Source organism: Micromonospora sp. CPCC 205554 (assembly GCF_036902745.1).
GTDB lineage: Bacteria > Actinomycetota > Actinomycetes > Mycobacteriales > Micromonosporaceae > Micromonospora > Micromonospora tulbaghiae.
On record NZ_JBAKHP010000030.1, the window covers coordinates 28458 to 46287 of the forward strand.

Here is a 17830-nt window from a genome sequence, read left to right on the forward strand (position 1 = left end):
CGCGCGGTGGGGTCGCTCAGCCGGAGGCCGAAGCGCCTTGCTGGTACTCCGCCCACAGCTCCTGCGCCTCCCGCAACATGGCCTGCGCACGGCGCGCCTTTTTCTTGCTGAAGCTTGGTGTGCCCCCGGGCCGTCGCGTCTGCCGCGATCCCCGACCGGACAGTTTCTCGAGCCGTGCCGCCTGATCCTCCAGCGCATACGACAAGACCTTGAGATTGGCGGCTCGGCTGCCGGCGACGGCCTCGCGAGCGACCGCGATCGCTTCCTCGCCGAGCGCCAACGCCTCGACCGTACGGCCTGCGTCGTCCAGCCACACCGCCTGCCGCCGCAGCATCTCCGCGTGTCGCGACAGGATTGCAGGCCGGTTGACGGCCGCGACCTCCCGTTGCAGTGCGAGGGTTTCCTCGCCGACGGCCAAGGCCTCATCGAGCCGGCCGGACTTGGCCAGCCCGTTAGCCAGGTTCGACAGCGACAGCGCCAGCTCCCGCAGGTGCCCGGCCCGGTTGTCAGCAACGAGCTCCCGACGCAACTGCACTGCCTCTGTCGTGAGGGCGAGGCTGGCCTGTCGATCCTCGGTGACGGCTCCCTGGTTGCCCACCGCCTCGGCCAGCCTCGACAGGTATACCGCCCGGTCGGCACCGGCCAGTCCGCGATACAGCTTCACCGCCTCATCGGTCGCGGCCGCAGCCTCCGCCTGCCGGTCCATGTCGCTGAGCCGCCCGCCGTACGTGTCCAGGCACGAGGCGAGCAGCGGCTGATGCACCTCGGGCTGGGCTGCGACAAGTTGACGGCTCAGCTCGACCGCCTCCGCGGCCGCCGCCAGATCCTCCGCCGTCCGTCGTACTCCCGCCACATAAACCGCCTGGTTCTTCAGGGCAATCGCCAGGTAGGCCAGACGCCGCGGCTGGCTGCCCGTCATCGACTCACGGAAATGTGTGACCGTCTCGGCGCCGACGTCGACCGCTTCCTCCCACCGCCCTGCCTCGAACAGCCGGTTCGCGTGCAGACTCAAGACCCTGCCCAGGGCGTCGTGCATCTGCGAGCCGACCGGTTGATCCACAGCAAGCCCGCGCAGCAACTGCAGGGCACGGTCGCTGACCTGCAGCGCCTCGGCGTGCTGGCCGGTCGCCGCCAACGCCATCGCGTAGGCCTCAAGCAGCCGCGACAGCAGCACGTCAGGACATGCATCCATCAACGCCAACGCCTCACGGCCGGCAGTCAGCGCCTCCGGCGCCCGGCCACAACTCATAAGTCGCCTGGCGAGCGCGTCCAGGGCCTCCGCGAGCTGCTCCTCATGACGGCGGTCGATGGCGTAAAGCTCCCGGGCCAGCCGGACCGCCTCCTCCGCACGCACCAGCGCCTCCGCCGGCCGGCCAGCGTCCGACAAGTAGTAGGACAGGTTGGTGCATGCCAGGACGAGAGTGGGCAGAACCGTGCCACGGTCCCGCGCTGTCAAGCCAGACAACATCTCCACAGCCCGACGGCCCGTCTCGACCGCATCGTCGAAACGACCAGCGCGCGACAGCTCCACCGCCTCATCGACCACCGCCCCGACCTGGCGCAGCGAAGCGTCAACCCGCGTCCCCCGCCGCAGCCATCTACGCCAACCCGTCGACTTCACTAGGGCGAATATAGGCTCAAATGATCAGCCCGTCGGCCCCCGTATGCCGAGCCGCAGACACTTCGGGCACGCCGAAGAGGTCACCGCCCAGGAAGCGCTGGTCAGCGCGTTGCTGGTGGGATTCGAGTCTCAGCCCTCGGATTCACATCGACGCGAGCACGGCGCGGGCCAGAGCCATACGTCGATACGGCAGGGCCCTCTCGACCGGCGTCAACGGATCCCCGACGGCAGCTGGCACCAGCAGGAAAGGGAGCGACGCACCCTGACCACTTCGGTGTTCTCTGGGAGGTCACGCCAGGCGCTCGCCCACATCGCCGCAGGTGAAGCCATCCGCTCTTCCCGGCATGGGTGAGCACTTCGGGTGCGGTGACCACTTCGACAGCCTGCACCCAATCTGCACCCACCTGTAAGGTGCGAGCCTCCACAAGCCCTTTACCGGCCTGACCTGCGGACACTCCCCCACCAGGCGATATTGAGTGCTGTTGACTGCTGTTCACTGCCGTTGAGTGCAGTTGTGTGAAGAAGGACACTGCACCGACTCTGACCTGCGGAAACGCAAAGCCGCAGGCAGGGGCGGGTGCAGCTGGGTGCGACCAGCTGCCGTTCGGTGCGGTTCAGGGCCGTTCAATGCACCCTGCTGCTCCCAACCTGCTCCCCCGACCAAGGGCTCGCGACCGGGCTGCTGCGTCCAGGCTGCGTCGGACCGTCCTGCACGTCGTTCGTCAGACACCGTGGCCGCTTGCCCGAGCCGTCCTGGCTGAGGCCGACGCCCGGTCAGCGACCGATGGGCTCAGTTGCTCCCGATCCGCTCCCACGGCCCGGTTGTCGCCCGACATGCTCGGTATGCCGCGCTGTATCAGCGGCAATCTGCGCACCCGACCTTGGCCAACCGGTGCCGCGAGACGTGCGATTAGGTTCTGCCATGCGAGATGACATTGTCCTACGGCTCGACCGCACCGCCGCGGAAGACCTGTACGTCGCGCTGTACGAGGCCGAAGAGCACATCGCGGCCCGGGCAGCCAGCACTCCGCCCACCGCCGAGGAGGCCGACCGCCTGGGCACTCTTCCGCGGGACCTGCGCCACGCCCTTGGCCGTGGTTGCTCTCCGTATTGCGACCACCTCTAGTACTCCAGCAGGAGATCATTTTCAGGGCTCCATCAGGGCTTGCCGGGCGTAGTGGCTGATCTTGGCTTCGGCTTGATGCCGCCGGCGGAAGATGGACCAGGCGATGACGTCGCCGACGCGTCGGGCGGGTTCGATGACCAGGGCGTGGAACAGCCGGCGGAGTTCGTTGACAGTGATCGGGATCAGGCCGTCCGGGCTGGTGGTACTGGCTGCTGCGGCGGCGGCGGCGAGGAACGCGTGAGCGGCGATGACGAGGGTGGTCCAGCGGTGCCAGGCCCGCCAACGGCGGTGTTGATGCTGGTCCAGGCCGAGGCCCGTCTTGGTGGCCTGGAACGATTCCTCGATGCTCCACCGCCGGCCAGCGACGGCCACCAGGTGGTGCAGCGGAACCGGTTGGGGTGACCAGCAGCGGTAGAACGCCAGCTCGCCGGTGCTGCGGTTGCGGCGGATCAGCAGCCAGTGGTGACCGTCGTGCTCATCGACGGCCAGGGGCAGGGTGACGAACGCCCAGTCGTAGTAGCGGTGACCCTTCGCCCCCTGACCGGCGGAGAGCCGCTGCCACGCCCGCGCCGGGAGGCCGGCGGCGATCTGGTCTGCTCGCTGGATACCCAGTCCGGTGGGAACCCGGTGCGAGCAGGCGACCGCGAGGACGTAACCCAGATCGTGGCCTCGCAGGGCCGCGGCCAGAAGGGGGTCACCGCCGTAGGCCTCGTCGCCGGCAACCCACCGACACGGCAGCCCACCGGCGAGGGCGGTGTCGATCAGCCGCCGTGCCAGCTGCGGCTTCGTGGCGAACCCGACCGTGTCGGGCACCCCTGCCTCCACCCGTCGCCCGGGATCGTCGACCCAGGACTTCGGCAGGTAAAGAGCCACGTCGACCAGAGTGTGCCCGGCCGGAGAGGCATACGACAGGTGCACCGCGAGCTGACAGTTCTCGATCTTCCCGGCAGTGCCGGAGTACTGCCGTTGCACCCCGACGGTGTGCACGCCTTTCTTCAGATCCCCGGTCTCATCGATGACCAGCACCCCGTCCGGATGCCCGAGCTTGACCGCGACGAAGTCCCGCACATCGGCGCGGACCTGCGCGTCGTCCCAGCTGGCACGACCGATCAGATCCTGCATGCCACCCGGGCCGTCGTCACCGGCGTGCTCCGCGATCGTCCAACAGTTCTTCGTCGGCAACGGCGCCAGCAGCCCGGCCAGGAAGTCCCGCACCCGCCGGCGGGGCTCAGGCCGACCGAAGCACGACCCGACCACGTCCATCAGCTCGTCGAACAGCCCAGACCATCGCTGGACGTCTACTCTGTAGGCGGCAGCCACCGCCGTATCTTTGGTCCACACAACCACGAGACTCAGCGGTGGCTGCTCCATGCCCACGGACAAAACCACACAGCTCCAGCAGGTCCGAACGGATCTCCTGCTGGAGTACTAGTTGGTAGGGGGTCGCACGGGCTCAGGCGGCAGATCCGGATGCCGGCTCGGACCAAGTTTGAAGCTGAGTTCGCGGAGATCAACCAGCGGCTCACGATGGAAGGTTACGTCGTGATCAGCCTCGGAATGTTCAGCCTCCCCGACCTGTCGGACTACGACTGGACAGTCGACAGTTCGGACCTGAGGGGGCGGCTTGGCGGCGTGCACTTTCAAATGATTCGCATGGCTGACGAGGTGTACATCGTGGATCCGGGCGGCTACGTAGGCGAGTCAACCCGACGGGAGATTGCCTACGCGGAGTCGCTCGGCAAGCCGGTTCGGTATCTGAGTCGCGAGTGCCCGGCGCGAACGGGAGACGGCCCCAAGAGTGAGCCCGACCGGACGGTCCCTCATCGATAAAGCCGTGCTTCCCCCGCTGCCGGGCAACGCCTTCAACCAGTTACGAGACGTCCCTTAGGCGCGCGTGAGCGTTACACCATACTCGCCGAACAGTTCCGCTATAAGAGCCACCTCTCCCTCACCAAGGCTGTCTTGGGAAGCCTCGAAATTGCGCCACACCAGCCCGAACGAACTGACTGCGACAGCGTTTCGCAGGCAGTCCTCAAGCGCGCTTAGCCCAGACCCAAAGTAGCCACCCGGTCCGTTTATCGCCTCGCCTAGGGCGAGATAAAAACTGGAAGTTGTCGGCATCTGACTGCCATCTACGTAATACACCTTATTCGTCGTGTATCTCGCAGCCTCTCGACCCGCACCAAACCAGGCGGTTTGCACAACATGCAGCCAACTCGCATGCCATTGAGGACTCGATCCCCACCACTCATTGGACGCAATTGGATGGCCATTTACCCAGCGCCGCCAAATCTCGCCCGCGAACGGATAGGGCAGACAATAACCCTTAAAGGAGGCAACAACGTCGGAGCGATCAGCCTGGGCAGAAGGGACACTCTCGATGAGGTCAACATCACCGATGTAGTAGGTAGCTGCCGGACTCCAACTCAAATCAAGCACCTGCAGCTCGATGTTGTTCAGCCGTGCGGGCAGAGCGCCAACTTCGAGTAACGCTGCCGACATCGTCACACGTCCACGATTCAGGGGCTGGTCAGCGAAGAACCCATGAATCTCTCGCGCCTTTAAAACGGCCTGCCCAGTCTCACTGTCGGCCAATTGAAATATTTCGCGGGTAGTCGGAATACGAAATTTCGACAGCATCGTCACGATATCCATCCTTCTTGCATCCCCGTCACCAGGAGCTTACGGCATCAGCCCCAGCCCGCGTCAGGAAAGTGCGGCGCCCTGAATGGCTTGATGGTCTGATAATGCGAGTCAGTCCACCCCATCACCTGCCTGCCGTCGGGCAAATCCTTGACCAGGATTCTCGCTTGGTTCGTCTTATCACCCGGGACTCGATATTCTCGCGCCCCCGCCCACGGGCGTTCATGCGTAGCCCTTCCTTGAAATACCGCTTGCCTGCCAGTGCGTGGATCAATCTGAGGAACGCCCCGTCCTGCGCGAATCTCCTCGTAGGCCCTGATGAAATTCTTTGAAAGTCCTTGCGGCAGCGGAGAGGAGAGCTTACCCCCACGCGATGGGCCAACAGGCACCACTGCATGATTGATCGGAACGATGGACAAGCCGCAGCCGCAATCGTACTGCAGGTTGTTGATATATGACTCGGAGCACACCTCAAACTGCTTGCAGGCTTCAATTCGCCATATTGATTGTTCACACTTGTCCGCACTCACCCCCTTCCCGCAGACGACCTGGTGGGCATGCTCCGCGCCGAACAGAAAGTCCATTAGCGCGTCGTGTTGCGCCAAGTGGTCGGCCTTCAGGATATCTCCAAGAGTATCCAGGCTTTCCCCGTCAGGAGTTGGAGCGGGCTTCCCACATCTTCTCTTGCACTTCCCGACATTTTGCAGCTTGCGGGCCTCCCGCCAGTCGTCGTCGCCGCAGGATCCGCCACAGCCGTCGTTATTGCCCTTGACCGTGACGTAGTCGCCTTGCAGGTTCTCATAGTCCGCGCCGGCGCCGCAGCGGTCGTCGGCGCAGGCTTTGAGGCCACTAGGGTCGGACAGGTTGATTGGGTTGCTGTTGCTGTAGGCGTAGGCGTTCCACTGTTGTGGGTCGGCGAGGTCCATGATGGGGTCGACGCTGATGAATCGGCCGAGTCCTGGGTCGTATTCGCGGGCGCCGAGGTGGGTGAGTCCGGTGGGGTCGTTGTCGCCGCCGACGAAGCCCTTGGGGTTGGCCCAGGGGATTTGTGATCCGCGGGGGTTGCCGTAGGGGGTTTGGTAGCGGCGGGTGACGGTTTGTGTTCCGGAGTTGCTGATGGTGGTGTGTTGGGTGCCTTGGTGGTCGGTGATGAGCCAGGTGAGGGCGGTGGCGGTGCGGGAGGCGACGAGTCGGCCGGCGAAGGTGTAGTAGCGGGTGGTGTTGCGGGTGGTGCCGTTCCAGCGGATGTCCATGCCGGGTAGGTAGAGGGTGGTGCCGGTGGCGTCGCGGCGTAGGAGTCGGTTGCCGTCGGCGTCGTAGATGTTGCTGCCGGCGCTGGATGCGTCGCCGGAGATGCTGGTGAGGCGGCCTTCAGAGTCCCAGGACAGGTTCTGCGATGCGTTGCCTGGGGGGCAGGTGTTGGCGGCGGCGCCGGTGGGGCGGCAGGTGGTGTTGCCGGCGTCGTCGTAGGCGTAGGCGTTGGTGACGGCCGGCTGCCCGAGGGCTTCGGTGAGGACGGCGGTGGCGGCGTGGGGGCGTACGACGTTCTTGCCGCCGGTAGGGACGGTGTAGGTGCGTTTGGTGTCGCCGGCGCTAGTGTGGGCGGTTTCGGTGAGCCGGTTACCGACCTTGTCGAAGGTCCAGTCGTGCCAGTAGGGGGCCGGGCCACCGAGGTTGGACGTCGTGGGTGTGGTCCTGCAGTCGACGCCGGCCTTCGGCGTCCAGGCGCTAGTGAGCCGGCCGAGCAGATCCTGGTTGAAGCACTGGGTGTCGCTGGGTCCGACGGCGGGTTGGTCGGCAATGGAGGTGATGTTCCCGGCGTCGTCATAGCTGTAGGTGCGGTTGGAGACGGTGCCGGCGGCGGTTTCGGGTTTGATGTAGGTGTTGGTGAGCCGGCGGGTGGTCAGGTCGTAAGTATTGGTCTCTTCGACGTAGTTGCCGGCGCCACTCTTGCGGGTGAGCAGGGTGGGTTCGCCGTAGGCGGTGTACTGCTGTCCGATGACGTAACTGTTGCCGTAGGCGGAGCCGGTGGTGAGGGTGACGGGCAGGCCCGAGGTGGAGTTGTAGCCGGTGGTGATCGTCTCGCTGCCGGTGAGGTCACCCGCGACGGGCATGGTGACGCTTTCTGGTGAGCCGTCTTGTTCCCGGTAGCCGTAGCCGATCTGCCAGGTGATGTTCAGGCCGGTCTCGGTGGGGGGGATGACGTAGTGCACCGCGCCGGGCTGGTAGCGCTTGGTGAATGAGAGGTAGCGGATTTTGTAGGCGTTGGTGGATCCGGGCGGGTCAAAGCGGGTGGTCTCGGTGAGCTGACCGCGGACGGCTTCGCCGCCGAACATGATGTCGGTCTTGTCGAACTTCCAGCTTGCCCGTTTGGTGGTGGGGGAGATGGTGTCGTCGTAGAGGCCGATCTTGCGGCCGAGGTTGTCGTACTCGTAGGCGAGGACCTCACCGCGGTCGTCTTCAGTGGTGGCGAGGTCGTCGGTCTCGGTATAGGTGCTGCTAATTGTGCCCTTATCGGGGTCCTTGGACGACGTTCGGCGGCCCTTGACGTCGAAGGTGTAAACCCACTCGTTGCCGTCAGCGTCGGCGACGGTGACGAGTTGGCCCTTGCGGTTGTAGGTGTAGCGGGTGCTCTGGTAGGCGCCGGCGACGCCCTGGCTGGTGGTGTGCTGCCGCAGCTCGACCGTGCGGCCACGGGCGTCGGTGACGGTGGTGGTGGGGGTGCCGCCCGCGGGCGGGGTAACGCTGGTGCGGTCACCGAGGTAGGTGGTGGTGCTGCGCCACTTCTCGACCTGGTTGATGACGCCGTCGGTGCCGAGCAGGATGCTGGCGGTGGGACGGGAGGCGTCGTCGTAGATCGTGCGGTTCACTGTCGGCACCGACCACTCGGGCTGCCCCCACAAGGTTCCTGACGGTGCGCCGATCTTGCCGTGGACGCCGTAGGTGGCGTCGACTCGTCCAGACTTGTCGTAGATGGTGTCGGTGATGACCCGGTCGCCGTTGGCTCCGGTGGACTGGGTCTGCCGGGGCCGCAGCAACGCGTCGTAGATCTCGTAGGTGGTCAGGATTCCGTTGCCGGCGTTGACGGTCCTGGTCTGGACCCAGGGGTAGGCGTCGCGGTTCGGCGCGTAGAAGTACGTGTAGGCGGCTGATGGGATGGATTCGCGGTTCTTGCGGTCCCAGCCGACGCCCCAAACCTTGCTGACCCGGCCCAGAGGATCGTAGGTGCTGTCCTTAACCCGGCTGTTGGGGTCAGTCGTCTTGACCGGGACGCCCCAGTAGGGGGCGTTAGTGACGCTGGTGGTCCATGCGGCGCCGCCGTTGGGGTCAGGGCTCGACGTGTTGATCGAGGCGACCGGGCCGGTGGCCGGTGTGTATGTGGTCGTGGTGGTGTTACCGCGCGCGTCGGTGGCGGTGGCGAGGCGGCCGAACGCGTCGTAGGTGCTCTGCGCGGTGGTCTGCCAGGTGGTTCCGGCAGACGGGGACCAGTCTTTGAGCTTTTCGACCTTGGTGACCGCGCCGTACGTAGGTGCGGTGTTCGGGCTGGCGGCGCCGTCGTAGCTGTTGCGGGTGTCGGAGATGACGTCCGCGGTGCTGGTCGGTGCGGTGCCGCAGGCCAGGGCGGTGGTGGTGGTCTGCTTGACCGTGCCGGTGATGTTCGCGCCGGTGTTGCGGTTGTAGGTCAGCTCGGTGCACTGCTCGTCGCCGGTGGTGGGCCACTGGCCGTCGTCCTGGATCTGGTCGACGGTGCCGTAGGTGTTGTTGAACGTCGACTGGGTGCGGGTGGTGCGCCAGCCGCCCTGGCCGCCGACGCCGAGCGCGATGGCCTGGTAGGTGGTCTTGGTGTTGACGAAGCGGGCGGTGACGATGTCGCCGTTGATGGTGCGCGACGCGGTTTCCGGGGAGCGCCAGGGAACGTTGACGGTCTTGCTGACCGGCTTGCTGGTGGTGCCGTTGTAGACGACCTTTTCGCGGATCATGCCGGCGAATTGGTCCTCGTCGTAGACGGTCTCGGTACCGAGCGAGGCGCCGATGGTGACGGTGCGGGTGCCGCCGCTGGGGTTGAGGCGGTCGCCGTGCATGCCCTGCAGGTAGGTGGTGTGGGTCAGGGTCTGCCTGGGGGCGTCACCGGTGCGGGTCTCGACGGTGCGGTAGCCGCGGAACTGGCTCCAGGTCTTGCGCTTGGGCTTGATGAGTCCGTCATCGTCGGCGTAGTGCCAGGCCGGGTCGCCGAGGTAGTCATAGAAGGTGTTCTGCACCGGCGCCTGATAGTCGACGCCGTCCACGACTGCCGGTATGTCGGACTGGGAGACCTTCCGGACGACATACTTGTGCCACCACTCGGTGATATCCGATCCGCCCGGGTTGTAGGGGTCGGGGCCGATGACGGGGTAGCAGAGTTTGGTGTTGGTCTCCGGGGCGGAGGGCAGGTTGCTGGAGGAGCATTCGCGGTCACTGTAGGTGACCTGGATCTTGGATCCGGTCTCGGTGATGATGTTGCCGATCCGGTTGCGGTTGTTCGTGGTGTTGTGCGAGGCAAGGACACGGTTCTGCAGGGCCGTGGGTTCGAACGTCACCGGCGGCATCACGACTGGGTCGAGGTTGTCCGGAGTGGTGGCGGTGGAGCCCGTGGCGGTGGTGTTCTTGACCAGGCCGGTGTGCACGATCGAGGCGAGCCACATGCCGGCGTAGTCGCTGCCGTCACCGACCGACGGGTACGTGTGGGTGAGCGTCCAGGAGTCGACGTCCTGCCAGGCGGGGGTGGTCTTGGTGGTGTCCCAGACCCGAGTGGTCACCTTCGCCAATCGCCTGGTCGACCAGAACGTCGGGGTGTTGTTGGTGCCGCAGTCGGCATCGTTGGAGGTGCATTCCTGGTCCCAGGGGACGTCTTTCCAGCTGACGCCGGGGCTGTGGTTGGTGCAGTTCGACTCGCAGCGGTCCAGGGCGGTGAAGGTGACCTGCCCGGTCGGGGTGATGGAGCGGCCGGTCGGGCGGTCCCAGGTGCCGTAGTCGATGCGGCTCAGCGTGCCGCCGCGGGTGTAGACGGCTCTGTCGGTGGCCTTGTTGTTCTTGCCGTACCGGTTCGTCTCCGGGGCGTACCAATAGGACATGGTGTTGCCGCGGGGGTCGACGACGTAGTCGAGGTTCCACCGCCACGCCTGGGTGCAGAACGAGGCCGCGAAGGTGCCGGCGTTGCAGGGCTCGTTGGTGTGGTTGCCGGCGACCGGGACGGTCCAGGTGGAGTTCGTGGCGGCGCTCTGGCCGGGCGGGCTGTTCAGGCCAAAGAAGTACTGGGTGCCGTCGGTCGTGGTGACCTTCCAGTGCTCGCCACCGTCGGCGCCGTTGCTCGCCCCGGGCAGCTTCTCGATCTTCGCGCCGTCCTCGTCGCGGGAGTGCCAGCCCTTACCGGCCTCGAATACCAGCTCGCTGCCGCCACCGTTGAGGGACATGGTGGCGTTGTAGGAGCGCCAGCACAGGTCGCCGGTCTTCACCGTGTTGTTGGCCGAGCCGGCCATGTCCTCGCTGCATGGCACATAGCTGCGTTCGATGAACCCGGGCGAGAAGTCGAAGCCCTCGCCGACCCACGACGGTTGGCTGTTCTCCGCGCTGGAACGCCCATCGACGGCACCCGAGGAGTAAGCCAGGGACACCTTCGGCGCCAGCCCTGCTGCCGGGGGCACGCGCATGTCGTAGGACCAGGTGAAGTTGCCGGTCGATCCCCCGGAGGACCAGGTGGATGAGGCGGCCAGCGGCGTGGCGGAGTAGTCACCCTGAACACCAGCGGCACCGGCAGCGAGGGCCATCACGGTCCCGGCCGGAGCTGCGGACACCCGCGCGCTCACGGTGCCGTCCGCGACCGAGTTGACGGACTTGACCGGCGTGGCCCGGCACTCAGACGCGACCGGGGTCGTCAGGGCGCACGCCGGGAGAGCCCACAGTTTAAGCCGCGAGGACCAGTTGCCGCCGAAGGCATGACGGAACGGCTTGTAGTCGACGGTGACATCCACGTCCGCCGGCCCGGCGGCGCCGTCGGGACGCAGAGTCAGCAACAGCCCATCACGCCACGCGCTGGGGATCTTCCCGCGATCGTGGACCTCGACGTCCACGCCGCTGACCGCACGCCCGGAGGGCGTCGCCGCGCGAGAGACTCGCACCGGCAGGCTGCCGGCGCGTACTGGAGCGGCGGTGGTGGCGCGGGCGGTGGCCGTCGGCAGGGCGGCTCGGGCGCGGCCCGGCGCCGGCCACACCGGCTTGTCCCACGTGGCGGTCTTGGCCGCCTTGGTGGGTAGCGCCTTCTGCTTCGCCGGGCCGCCGATGGAGTCGAGCTTCTCCGGCCGCACGCTCGGCAGCGACGGGCGGGGCTTAGCCTGCGCCGGAGGGACCGCCAGGACGCCGGCGCCAAGGACCGCGGTCACCGTCGCCGCGATCAGCCGACGCGTCGTGGACAGCAGACGGCCCCGGCGGGGGCAGGTCAGAGTTGGCACCGTGAGCATCCCATCTCGGGTGGTCCTCCGGCGCGGCGCCGGCTTCTGATCGTGGCGGTGAACAGGCTTGTCGGCGGGCATGGTCACTCCTCGCCCGTCTGGTTGACCTGAATGTTGTAGAGGTCGCGCACGCCGCCGTCGGTGAACGCGCCCTGGTAGGCGACCACGTCGTCGACCCCGCCGGTGAGCCAATCGGTGAACCCGGTGGGCTGGTCAGAGCGGCCCACGACGAACGGGCCGGTGGCGTTCCACCGCTGCCACGCCGAGACCATCGCCGTAGTGGCCTTTAGCTCCCCGTCGACATAGAGGCGGATCTGCCGGCGCTCGGCATCGAGCACCCCGGTCAGTTGATGCCACTCTGTCGGATCGACCGCCGTGGCCGCAGCGGTGGTGATCGCGGTGGTGTTGGTTGCCCCGGCGCGGACGGTGAAGGCCCACTGCCCGCCGGAGGTGTCACGGAACTGCAGGTCGAAGCCGCTGTAGCCGGAGCTGTGGTCCTGCGACAGGACCGTCTGCCGGCCGGTCGCCGCGTCCACCCGCGCCCATGCCGAGACCGTGAACGACGCGTCGGTGCGCACCACCGCCCCGTCACTCCAGCTCGGGGTGGCCTCGTCGCCGAGGTTGTCCTGGGCGCGTCCATACTCCTGGGTCACCTGGTTGTAGTGCGGGTCGCTCGGCTCCTCGACGAAGTGTGTGCCATCCAGCAGGAGTGCCTTGTTGCGCTGGCCGTAGCCGACCCAGCTGCCCTCCGTGAGGGCGAGGCGTCGGCTGAGGTTACCTACCTCGTTGACCTGGCAGGCCGGTGACGATGGGTCGGAGCTGACCTCGTAGCAGGGGTAGGCGTCCCTGAAGTTCCAGGCGGAGGTCAGCGGGGCGCTGACCATTCCGGGCTCGTTGAACGGGTAGGCATCGCTGGCGGTGCTGCCGGTGAAGTCCTGCGCCACAAGCACCCGGTCGTAGACCTGCACGTCGGCGATCGAACCGGTGAACCACTTCGCCGGTGCGGCGTTGAACCCACGGCCGATCGAAAAGATCCCCGTCGCTGCCCACGGCGCGGCAGCCCGGTCGGCGTCACCGACCAGGGTGCCGTTGACGTAGAGCAGCATCTTGCCCGACGGCCGGTCGAACACCCCCGCGAGATGCGTCCACTTCCCCACGTCCGCCGACGTCAGCGCAGCGACCGCAGCTGCGGAGCGAGTGGTGCTGGCCTGATCCGGGGTGTCCTTCATGACAAACGCCCACCGCGGCGTCAACGGAGACCCCGCCATCCGGACACCGAGCTGGAACCCGGCGGCACTCGTACCGTCCTGGCTGACCGCGACGTTGTCCTCGCTGGTCGGCAGCGCCGAGAGGCGCACCCACGCGGCCACGCTGAACGACTCCATTGTGTTCACCACCGACTGGTGGTGATTCAACGCCGAGGACGATCCGTTGAACGCCGGGCTCGACGCCCCCGGCAGGCGCAGGCCCGGGGACCAGGTGACCCCGGTCGGGGCCAGCGGGGTGGTGATCGTCGCTTCTGCCCGCTCGTCGGTCAGTGCCTGGGTCTGGGTGACACCCGGACGCGGTTCGAGTTTCCACCAGTTCGTCGGCGGTGCCGGTCGGTCCACGATGAACGCCACCGACCCCTGCCCCTCCGTCTGCGCCGAGTTGATCGCCGAGACGTATAGGATGTTCTCGCCGTACTTCGGGGAGGTCAGGGTCACCGACGCCGTGCGGACACCGGTGCCCGTCGCGGTGATCTCCGTCGTGGGAGGGAACGTCCAGCCGTAGCGGAACTTCACCACCGTCGACGTGTTCGACGAGAGGCTGAACACGCCCTTCTCCCCCGGCCCGGCCGGCATCACGGTCACCGTCGCGGTCACATCGGGGTAACTCACATCGGTGGTGAACTCACACCACGCCGACCACACGCTGGGCAGGTTGTACGGGGCCGGGTCGGTGGCCATCGCCCGGAACGCGTACGACTTGCCGTTGACCAGCCCCGACAACGCCGCCGTCGTCGACCGGCCACCGGCCGGCACCGACGCCCCCGCCGGGGCGGGCTTGCGCGGGGTGCTGTCGTTGTAGGTCCCCGACGCCGGGATCTCCAACCACTCCCACTTCGTGGTCAACGCCTGCGTACCGTCCGCGTCCGGGAACACCGCCGACAACGTGGGCGTCAACGTGCCGATCACCGACCGCACCCCCGACGTGCAAGCCGCCCCCGTGGTCTGCAGCCCGTACGGCTGCCCCGGGTAGGAGCTGTAGTCCACGATCAGCTTCACCGAGTTCGGCAGGTACTTCTTCCACCGCTCCTGCGTCGACTCACCGCTGCCACCCGCCGCGCACGCGCACAGGGCCATCGTGATGTAGGGCGCGGAGTGATCGGCGTGGTCCTGGATCAGGGTCGTGATCGCAGTGCTCTCGAAGTTCACCGTCATGTCCGGCTGGATGCTGCTGCAGCCGCCAGCCTCGTTAGCGTGCGAGTAGGCGTTCTCCACCGGCGTCTTCATCGTCGGTGACCACTTCGTGCGGGGCGTGGACGAGATCGGGCCCGCGTGCCACAGGTAGTTGATCGTGTCATCACACGACCAGGTGTGGTCGACCGTCGCCTGCACGTACGCCTTCTTGATGAACTTCTTCGCCACCCCAGGCAGCGGGAAGTCGAAGAACGACCGGTACAGCACCCCTGTGTCCGGGTTTTTTCCGACCCGGGCGACGCTGACGTCAGAGTTCGTGGAGTTGTTGTTCGTCGCGTATGCCCACCGGCTCTTACCCGTCGACCACGGCGGGTCGATGAACACCGGAAACACCGCCCCTGGGCCGGTCAGCAGTGCCTCATCTGGGTGCAACACGACATCGCCGCCGCTGGTCACCTCCGTACGCACCGGCGCGGTCACCGCCGCGTCCCCCGGACCGACCGGCGACGACTCCTCCTCCTGCCCCGCTTCCGCCGCTGCCACGGCAGCGCGACCAGCGGTCTGCGGACGCGGCGCGGAACTGGGCGTCGAGTCCCACATCGTCGCCGCCGCCGACTCCGCCAACACCTCGCCACCGGCGACCGCCCGCAGCTCCCCGTCACCGACCCGCACCGCCCGCGCGTCCCCGCCGACGTCGAAGCGCAGCTGCCGCAGCGCCGGATTCGCCGCCGCTTGCGGGGTCTTCACCACCAGCACGTGCGAGAAACCCGTCCACGTGGCCCGCACCACCAGGTCCACGTCCGGCAGCACACCCGGATACGTCGCCGAGTCCCCGACGATCGTCGGGGACGGCAACGCGCCGCCCTGCCACGACAGGCTGAAACTCTTGCCCCGACGCACCAACGTCACCATCGGACCGCTACCACCAGCCGAGAAGCGAACGTCCGCCACCGACACCGCCGGCCGCCACAACCCGTCACCACTCCGCGCCAGGGACAGATCCACGGGCGCCCACGACCCGTCCGCGCGACGCGCACGCTGCGGCACCACCGCCGACTCCTGCTGGAAACCGCCATCCGGCAACGCGAAAACCTGCGTCAACTCCGAACGCCCCGCGGCGACCTCCACCCGCTGACCGGTCTCCTCCGCCAGCCGCGACGCCGCCGCCGCGTCCCGGGCCGTCAACGGCGCCTTCGGCTTCGACGTGGCCGCCGACGCGGCGGCAGAAGGCACCACCACGACGCCGGCCACCAGCGCCATCGACAGCAGCGAAGCCAGCCGCCGACGCGGTCGACGAGCAGCCGAGAACGAACCGACACGACGTCGGGCAGCAGTCACCACAGGTCCCCCGTTGATCACGTGATGAAGTCGCCGAACTGTAGAGACCCGGATCAACAGATGTAAAGATCCCTCACAAGTTGTGAGGACGAATCGGGCAACAAGCTTCGGGACCGGCAGCCATCTCACCTACCGTGAGTAGCCCGCAGCGTCGGTCCACCAGCGAATACCGACCTCTTAGCAGGTCGTGCATACTGTCCGCCGATAGCCCCGCCGACCGCTCCCCAGGAGCCCCGCCTTGCCGACGCCCATTCCCGTCGCCGCTCTCGGCCAACCCGGCGGTGTGCCGCCCGTCTGCGTCAGACACGCCGCCCCCGCCATCCGACGAAAGCCCGTGCTGTTCCGCTCTACCCCACCTACCTGGTCGTTCCTGCTCATCCTGCTCGGCGTGCTGCCCTTCGCGATCGTCGCCACGATCATGCAGAAGCGCGTCACCGTGCCGAACTGGCCGTTCTGCCGGGCCTGCGCACGCCAGCGCCTGCGACGGCTGCTCGGCGGAATCGGTGTGGCCCTGCTGGGTTTCATCGCCGTCATCGGCTTCTCCGCGGCCATGCCACCGTCGAGCAGCCTGACCGCGGTCGTCGTCATACTCAGCTTCGCCGTACTCCTCGCTGGTGTGGTGTTCGCCAGCACCAGTGGATGGGCCACCCTCGCCGCCGCGAAACTCGCCTCCGACGGCACCAGCCTTCGCCTGCGCAAGGCGCACCCAAATTTCAGCATGGCGACCGACTGAAGCACCCGGGAAGCCGGCGGAATGCGATTCGCAGCCTGGGACTGCAGCGTGTACCGCTCCGGAACGGCCACCCATGCAATGACAACGTGGACCGCTCAGGCAGCGAGCCCGACTGTCGACGAGACCCGCTGCCAGCAGCGGACGGTAGCCTCTCCGGTATTTCCGAAGTGGTCAGCGCGCAGGAGACCCTGGTCAGATGGCTGCTGGTGAGATTCGGGTCTCAACTGCCGGAATCCCTACCAACTCCACCATGGCGGATCTAGAGCCGCACGTCGATGCAAGTTCGTCCGGCGAGGCTCTGGGCGAGCGGCCATGAGGCTTGCCCATCCATCGCGTAGCACTGGCTCATGATCACTGGGATAAGCTCCGCCGGTGAAGCGACTCCTCGCCGCAGGCCTGCTAGGTGCCGTCCTCTTTCTCTCCGCCTGTAGCGACGACAAGCCGGAGGCAAGCCGTCCCAGCCCTGACCAGTACAGCCGCAGCGGCTGCATCTTGCTGGCGCAACGGTTGAAGGAGAATGACCACGGCTGGATCCTGAATGGCAGTGTCGCGACCCGGGCTGCTCGCTCGACAGACCCCGCGATAAGCGCTGCCGGCAAGGAGTTGGTGCTGGCCGTGCAGGAGGCCGGCGACCTGGACGTGGGCAGCAAGGGCAAAGCGGACATGACGCAGGCCGAGGCCCGGGTCACCGAAGCTCAACAGAAGCTGAAGGCAGCGTGCCGTGACCTGCTAGGCGAAGAACCCTGGTCCTGACCACGCGGCCGTGCCGTGTCCTGCACCGCGGAACCTTCACGCCCTGGGCTTAATCGCTGGCGGACTCGGCTCGAACGTGCAAGCTGCGCCACGGAGCGACGTCGGCTTGATAGGTGGGCGTGGACCTACGTCACCGGATGCCCCAGGACGCCACCATCGGCGGCCAGTTCGTCGTCGCTGAGGTCCCAGGCCATGCCGAGCCCAGGTCCGCCATCGACCAAGCAGCACCCACAGCGGGCCGGTAGTGGCCGCCTCCTCGGCCACGCAACGAGAGCGCAGCGAGCCAATCGGCTCGCTGCGCCCTCTCAGTCACGTCGCGCTCTCAGCTCGACGTCGTTGGTCGTGCTTTTCGTAGCCGAGGTGCTCGGCCATCTCCTCGTTCAGCGCGGTCTCCAGGACCGTCTTGGTCAGCTGCTTCAGCAGCCCGTCCGGACCGGTCAGGGACAGCCCTTGTTCCTTGGCTGCCCGGACCAGATCGGTGGCGGCCTTCGCCTCCGCCGACGGCTCGGGCCGCTTCCTGCGTCCGGTCTGGTCGTTCAGTGTCGTGGTCATCACGGCACCCTCCTCACCAGGCACAACGCCCGGCAGGTCAGGCCGGAAACACCCTTAGATCCACAGACCCAACGTTCGTGGTCAGAGCACTAGGTGACCGTGGGTGTGGCCGGTCAGCTGGTGCGGGTCGGTCGGAACGTGCCGACGGTGGCGGCCACATCGCCGGGCTTGTGGCGC

Annotated in this window: 7 protein-coding genes and 1 pseudogene; 2 read left to right on the forward strand and 6 right to left on the reverse strand. The window is 67.0% G+C overall.

Features of this window, described 5'->3' with window-relative positions; translation table 11 throughout:
* Positions 1–16: 16 nt before the first annotated feature.
* From V6U82_RS26650 to V6U82_RS26670, 5 genes are all read right to left on the reverse strand, one after another.
* On the reverse strand, positions 17–1621 hold the full coding sequence (locus V6U82_RS26650; RefSeq protein ID WP_334465766.1) for a tetratricopeptide repeat protein: 1605 nt from the start codon (positions 1619–1621) through the stop codon (positions 17–19).
* Positions 1622–2768: 1147 nt separating this feature from the next.
* Positions 2769–4010 (reverse strand): IS701 family transposase, encoded by a 1242-nt coding sequence (locus tag V6U82_RS26655; RefSeq protein ID WP_334465838.1) that lies wholly within the window; start codon positions 4008–4010, stop codon positions 2769–2771.
* A gap of 621 nt (positions 4011–4631) precedes the next feature.
* Complete coding sequence (locus V6U82_RS26660; RefSeq protein ID WP_334465840.1) at positions 4632–5387, reverse strand: barstar family protein; 756 nt, start codon at positions 5385–5387, stop codon at positions 4632–4634.
* Between the two features lie 50 nt (positions 5388–5437).
* The gene (locus V6U82_RS26665; RefSeq protein WP_334465768.1) at positions 5438–11956 is read right to left on the reverse strand and encodes an RHS repeat-associated core domain-containing protein; all 6519 of its coding nucleotides are present in this window, start codon (positions 11954–11956) and stop codon (positions 5438–5440) included.
* Between the two features lie 2 nt (positions 11957–11958).
* On the reverse strand, positions 11959–15537 hold the full coding sequence (locus tag V6U82_RS26670; protein WP_334465771.1) for a LamG domain-containing protein: 3579 nt from the start codon (positions 15535–15537) through the stop codon (positions 11959–11961).
* A 412-nt stretch (positions 15538–15949) separates the two neighbouring features.
* Between V6U82_RS26670 and V6U82_RS26675 the strand changes: the two genes are divergently transcribed.
* Both V6U82_RS26675 and V6U82_RS26680 read left to right on the forward strand, forming a co-directional pair.
* Positions 15950–16348: a hypothetical protein gene (locus V6U82_RS26675; protein WP_334465774.1), complete on the forward strand. Its 399-nt coding sequence runs from the start codon at positions 15950–15952 to the stop codon at positions 16346–16348.
* 372 nt (positions 16349–16720) lie between these two features.
* Entirely contained in the window at positions 16721–17101 is a 381-nt protein-coding gene (locus tag V6U82_RS26680) for a hypothetical protein (protein WP_091329304.1), read from the forward strand.
* A gap of 339 nt (positions 17102–17440) precedes the next feature.
* Here the strand turns inward: V6U82_RS26680 and V6U82_RS26685 are convergent.
* Positions 17441–17653: pseudogene (locus V6U82_RS26685) on the reverse strand (transposase); the annotation flags it as partial.
* Positions 17654–17830 lie beyond the last annotated feature (177 nt).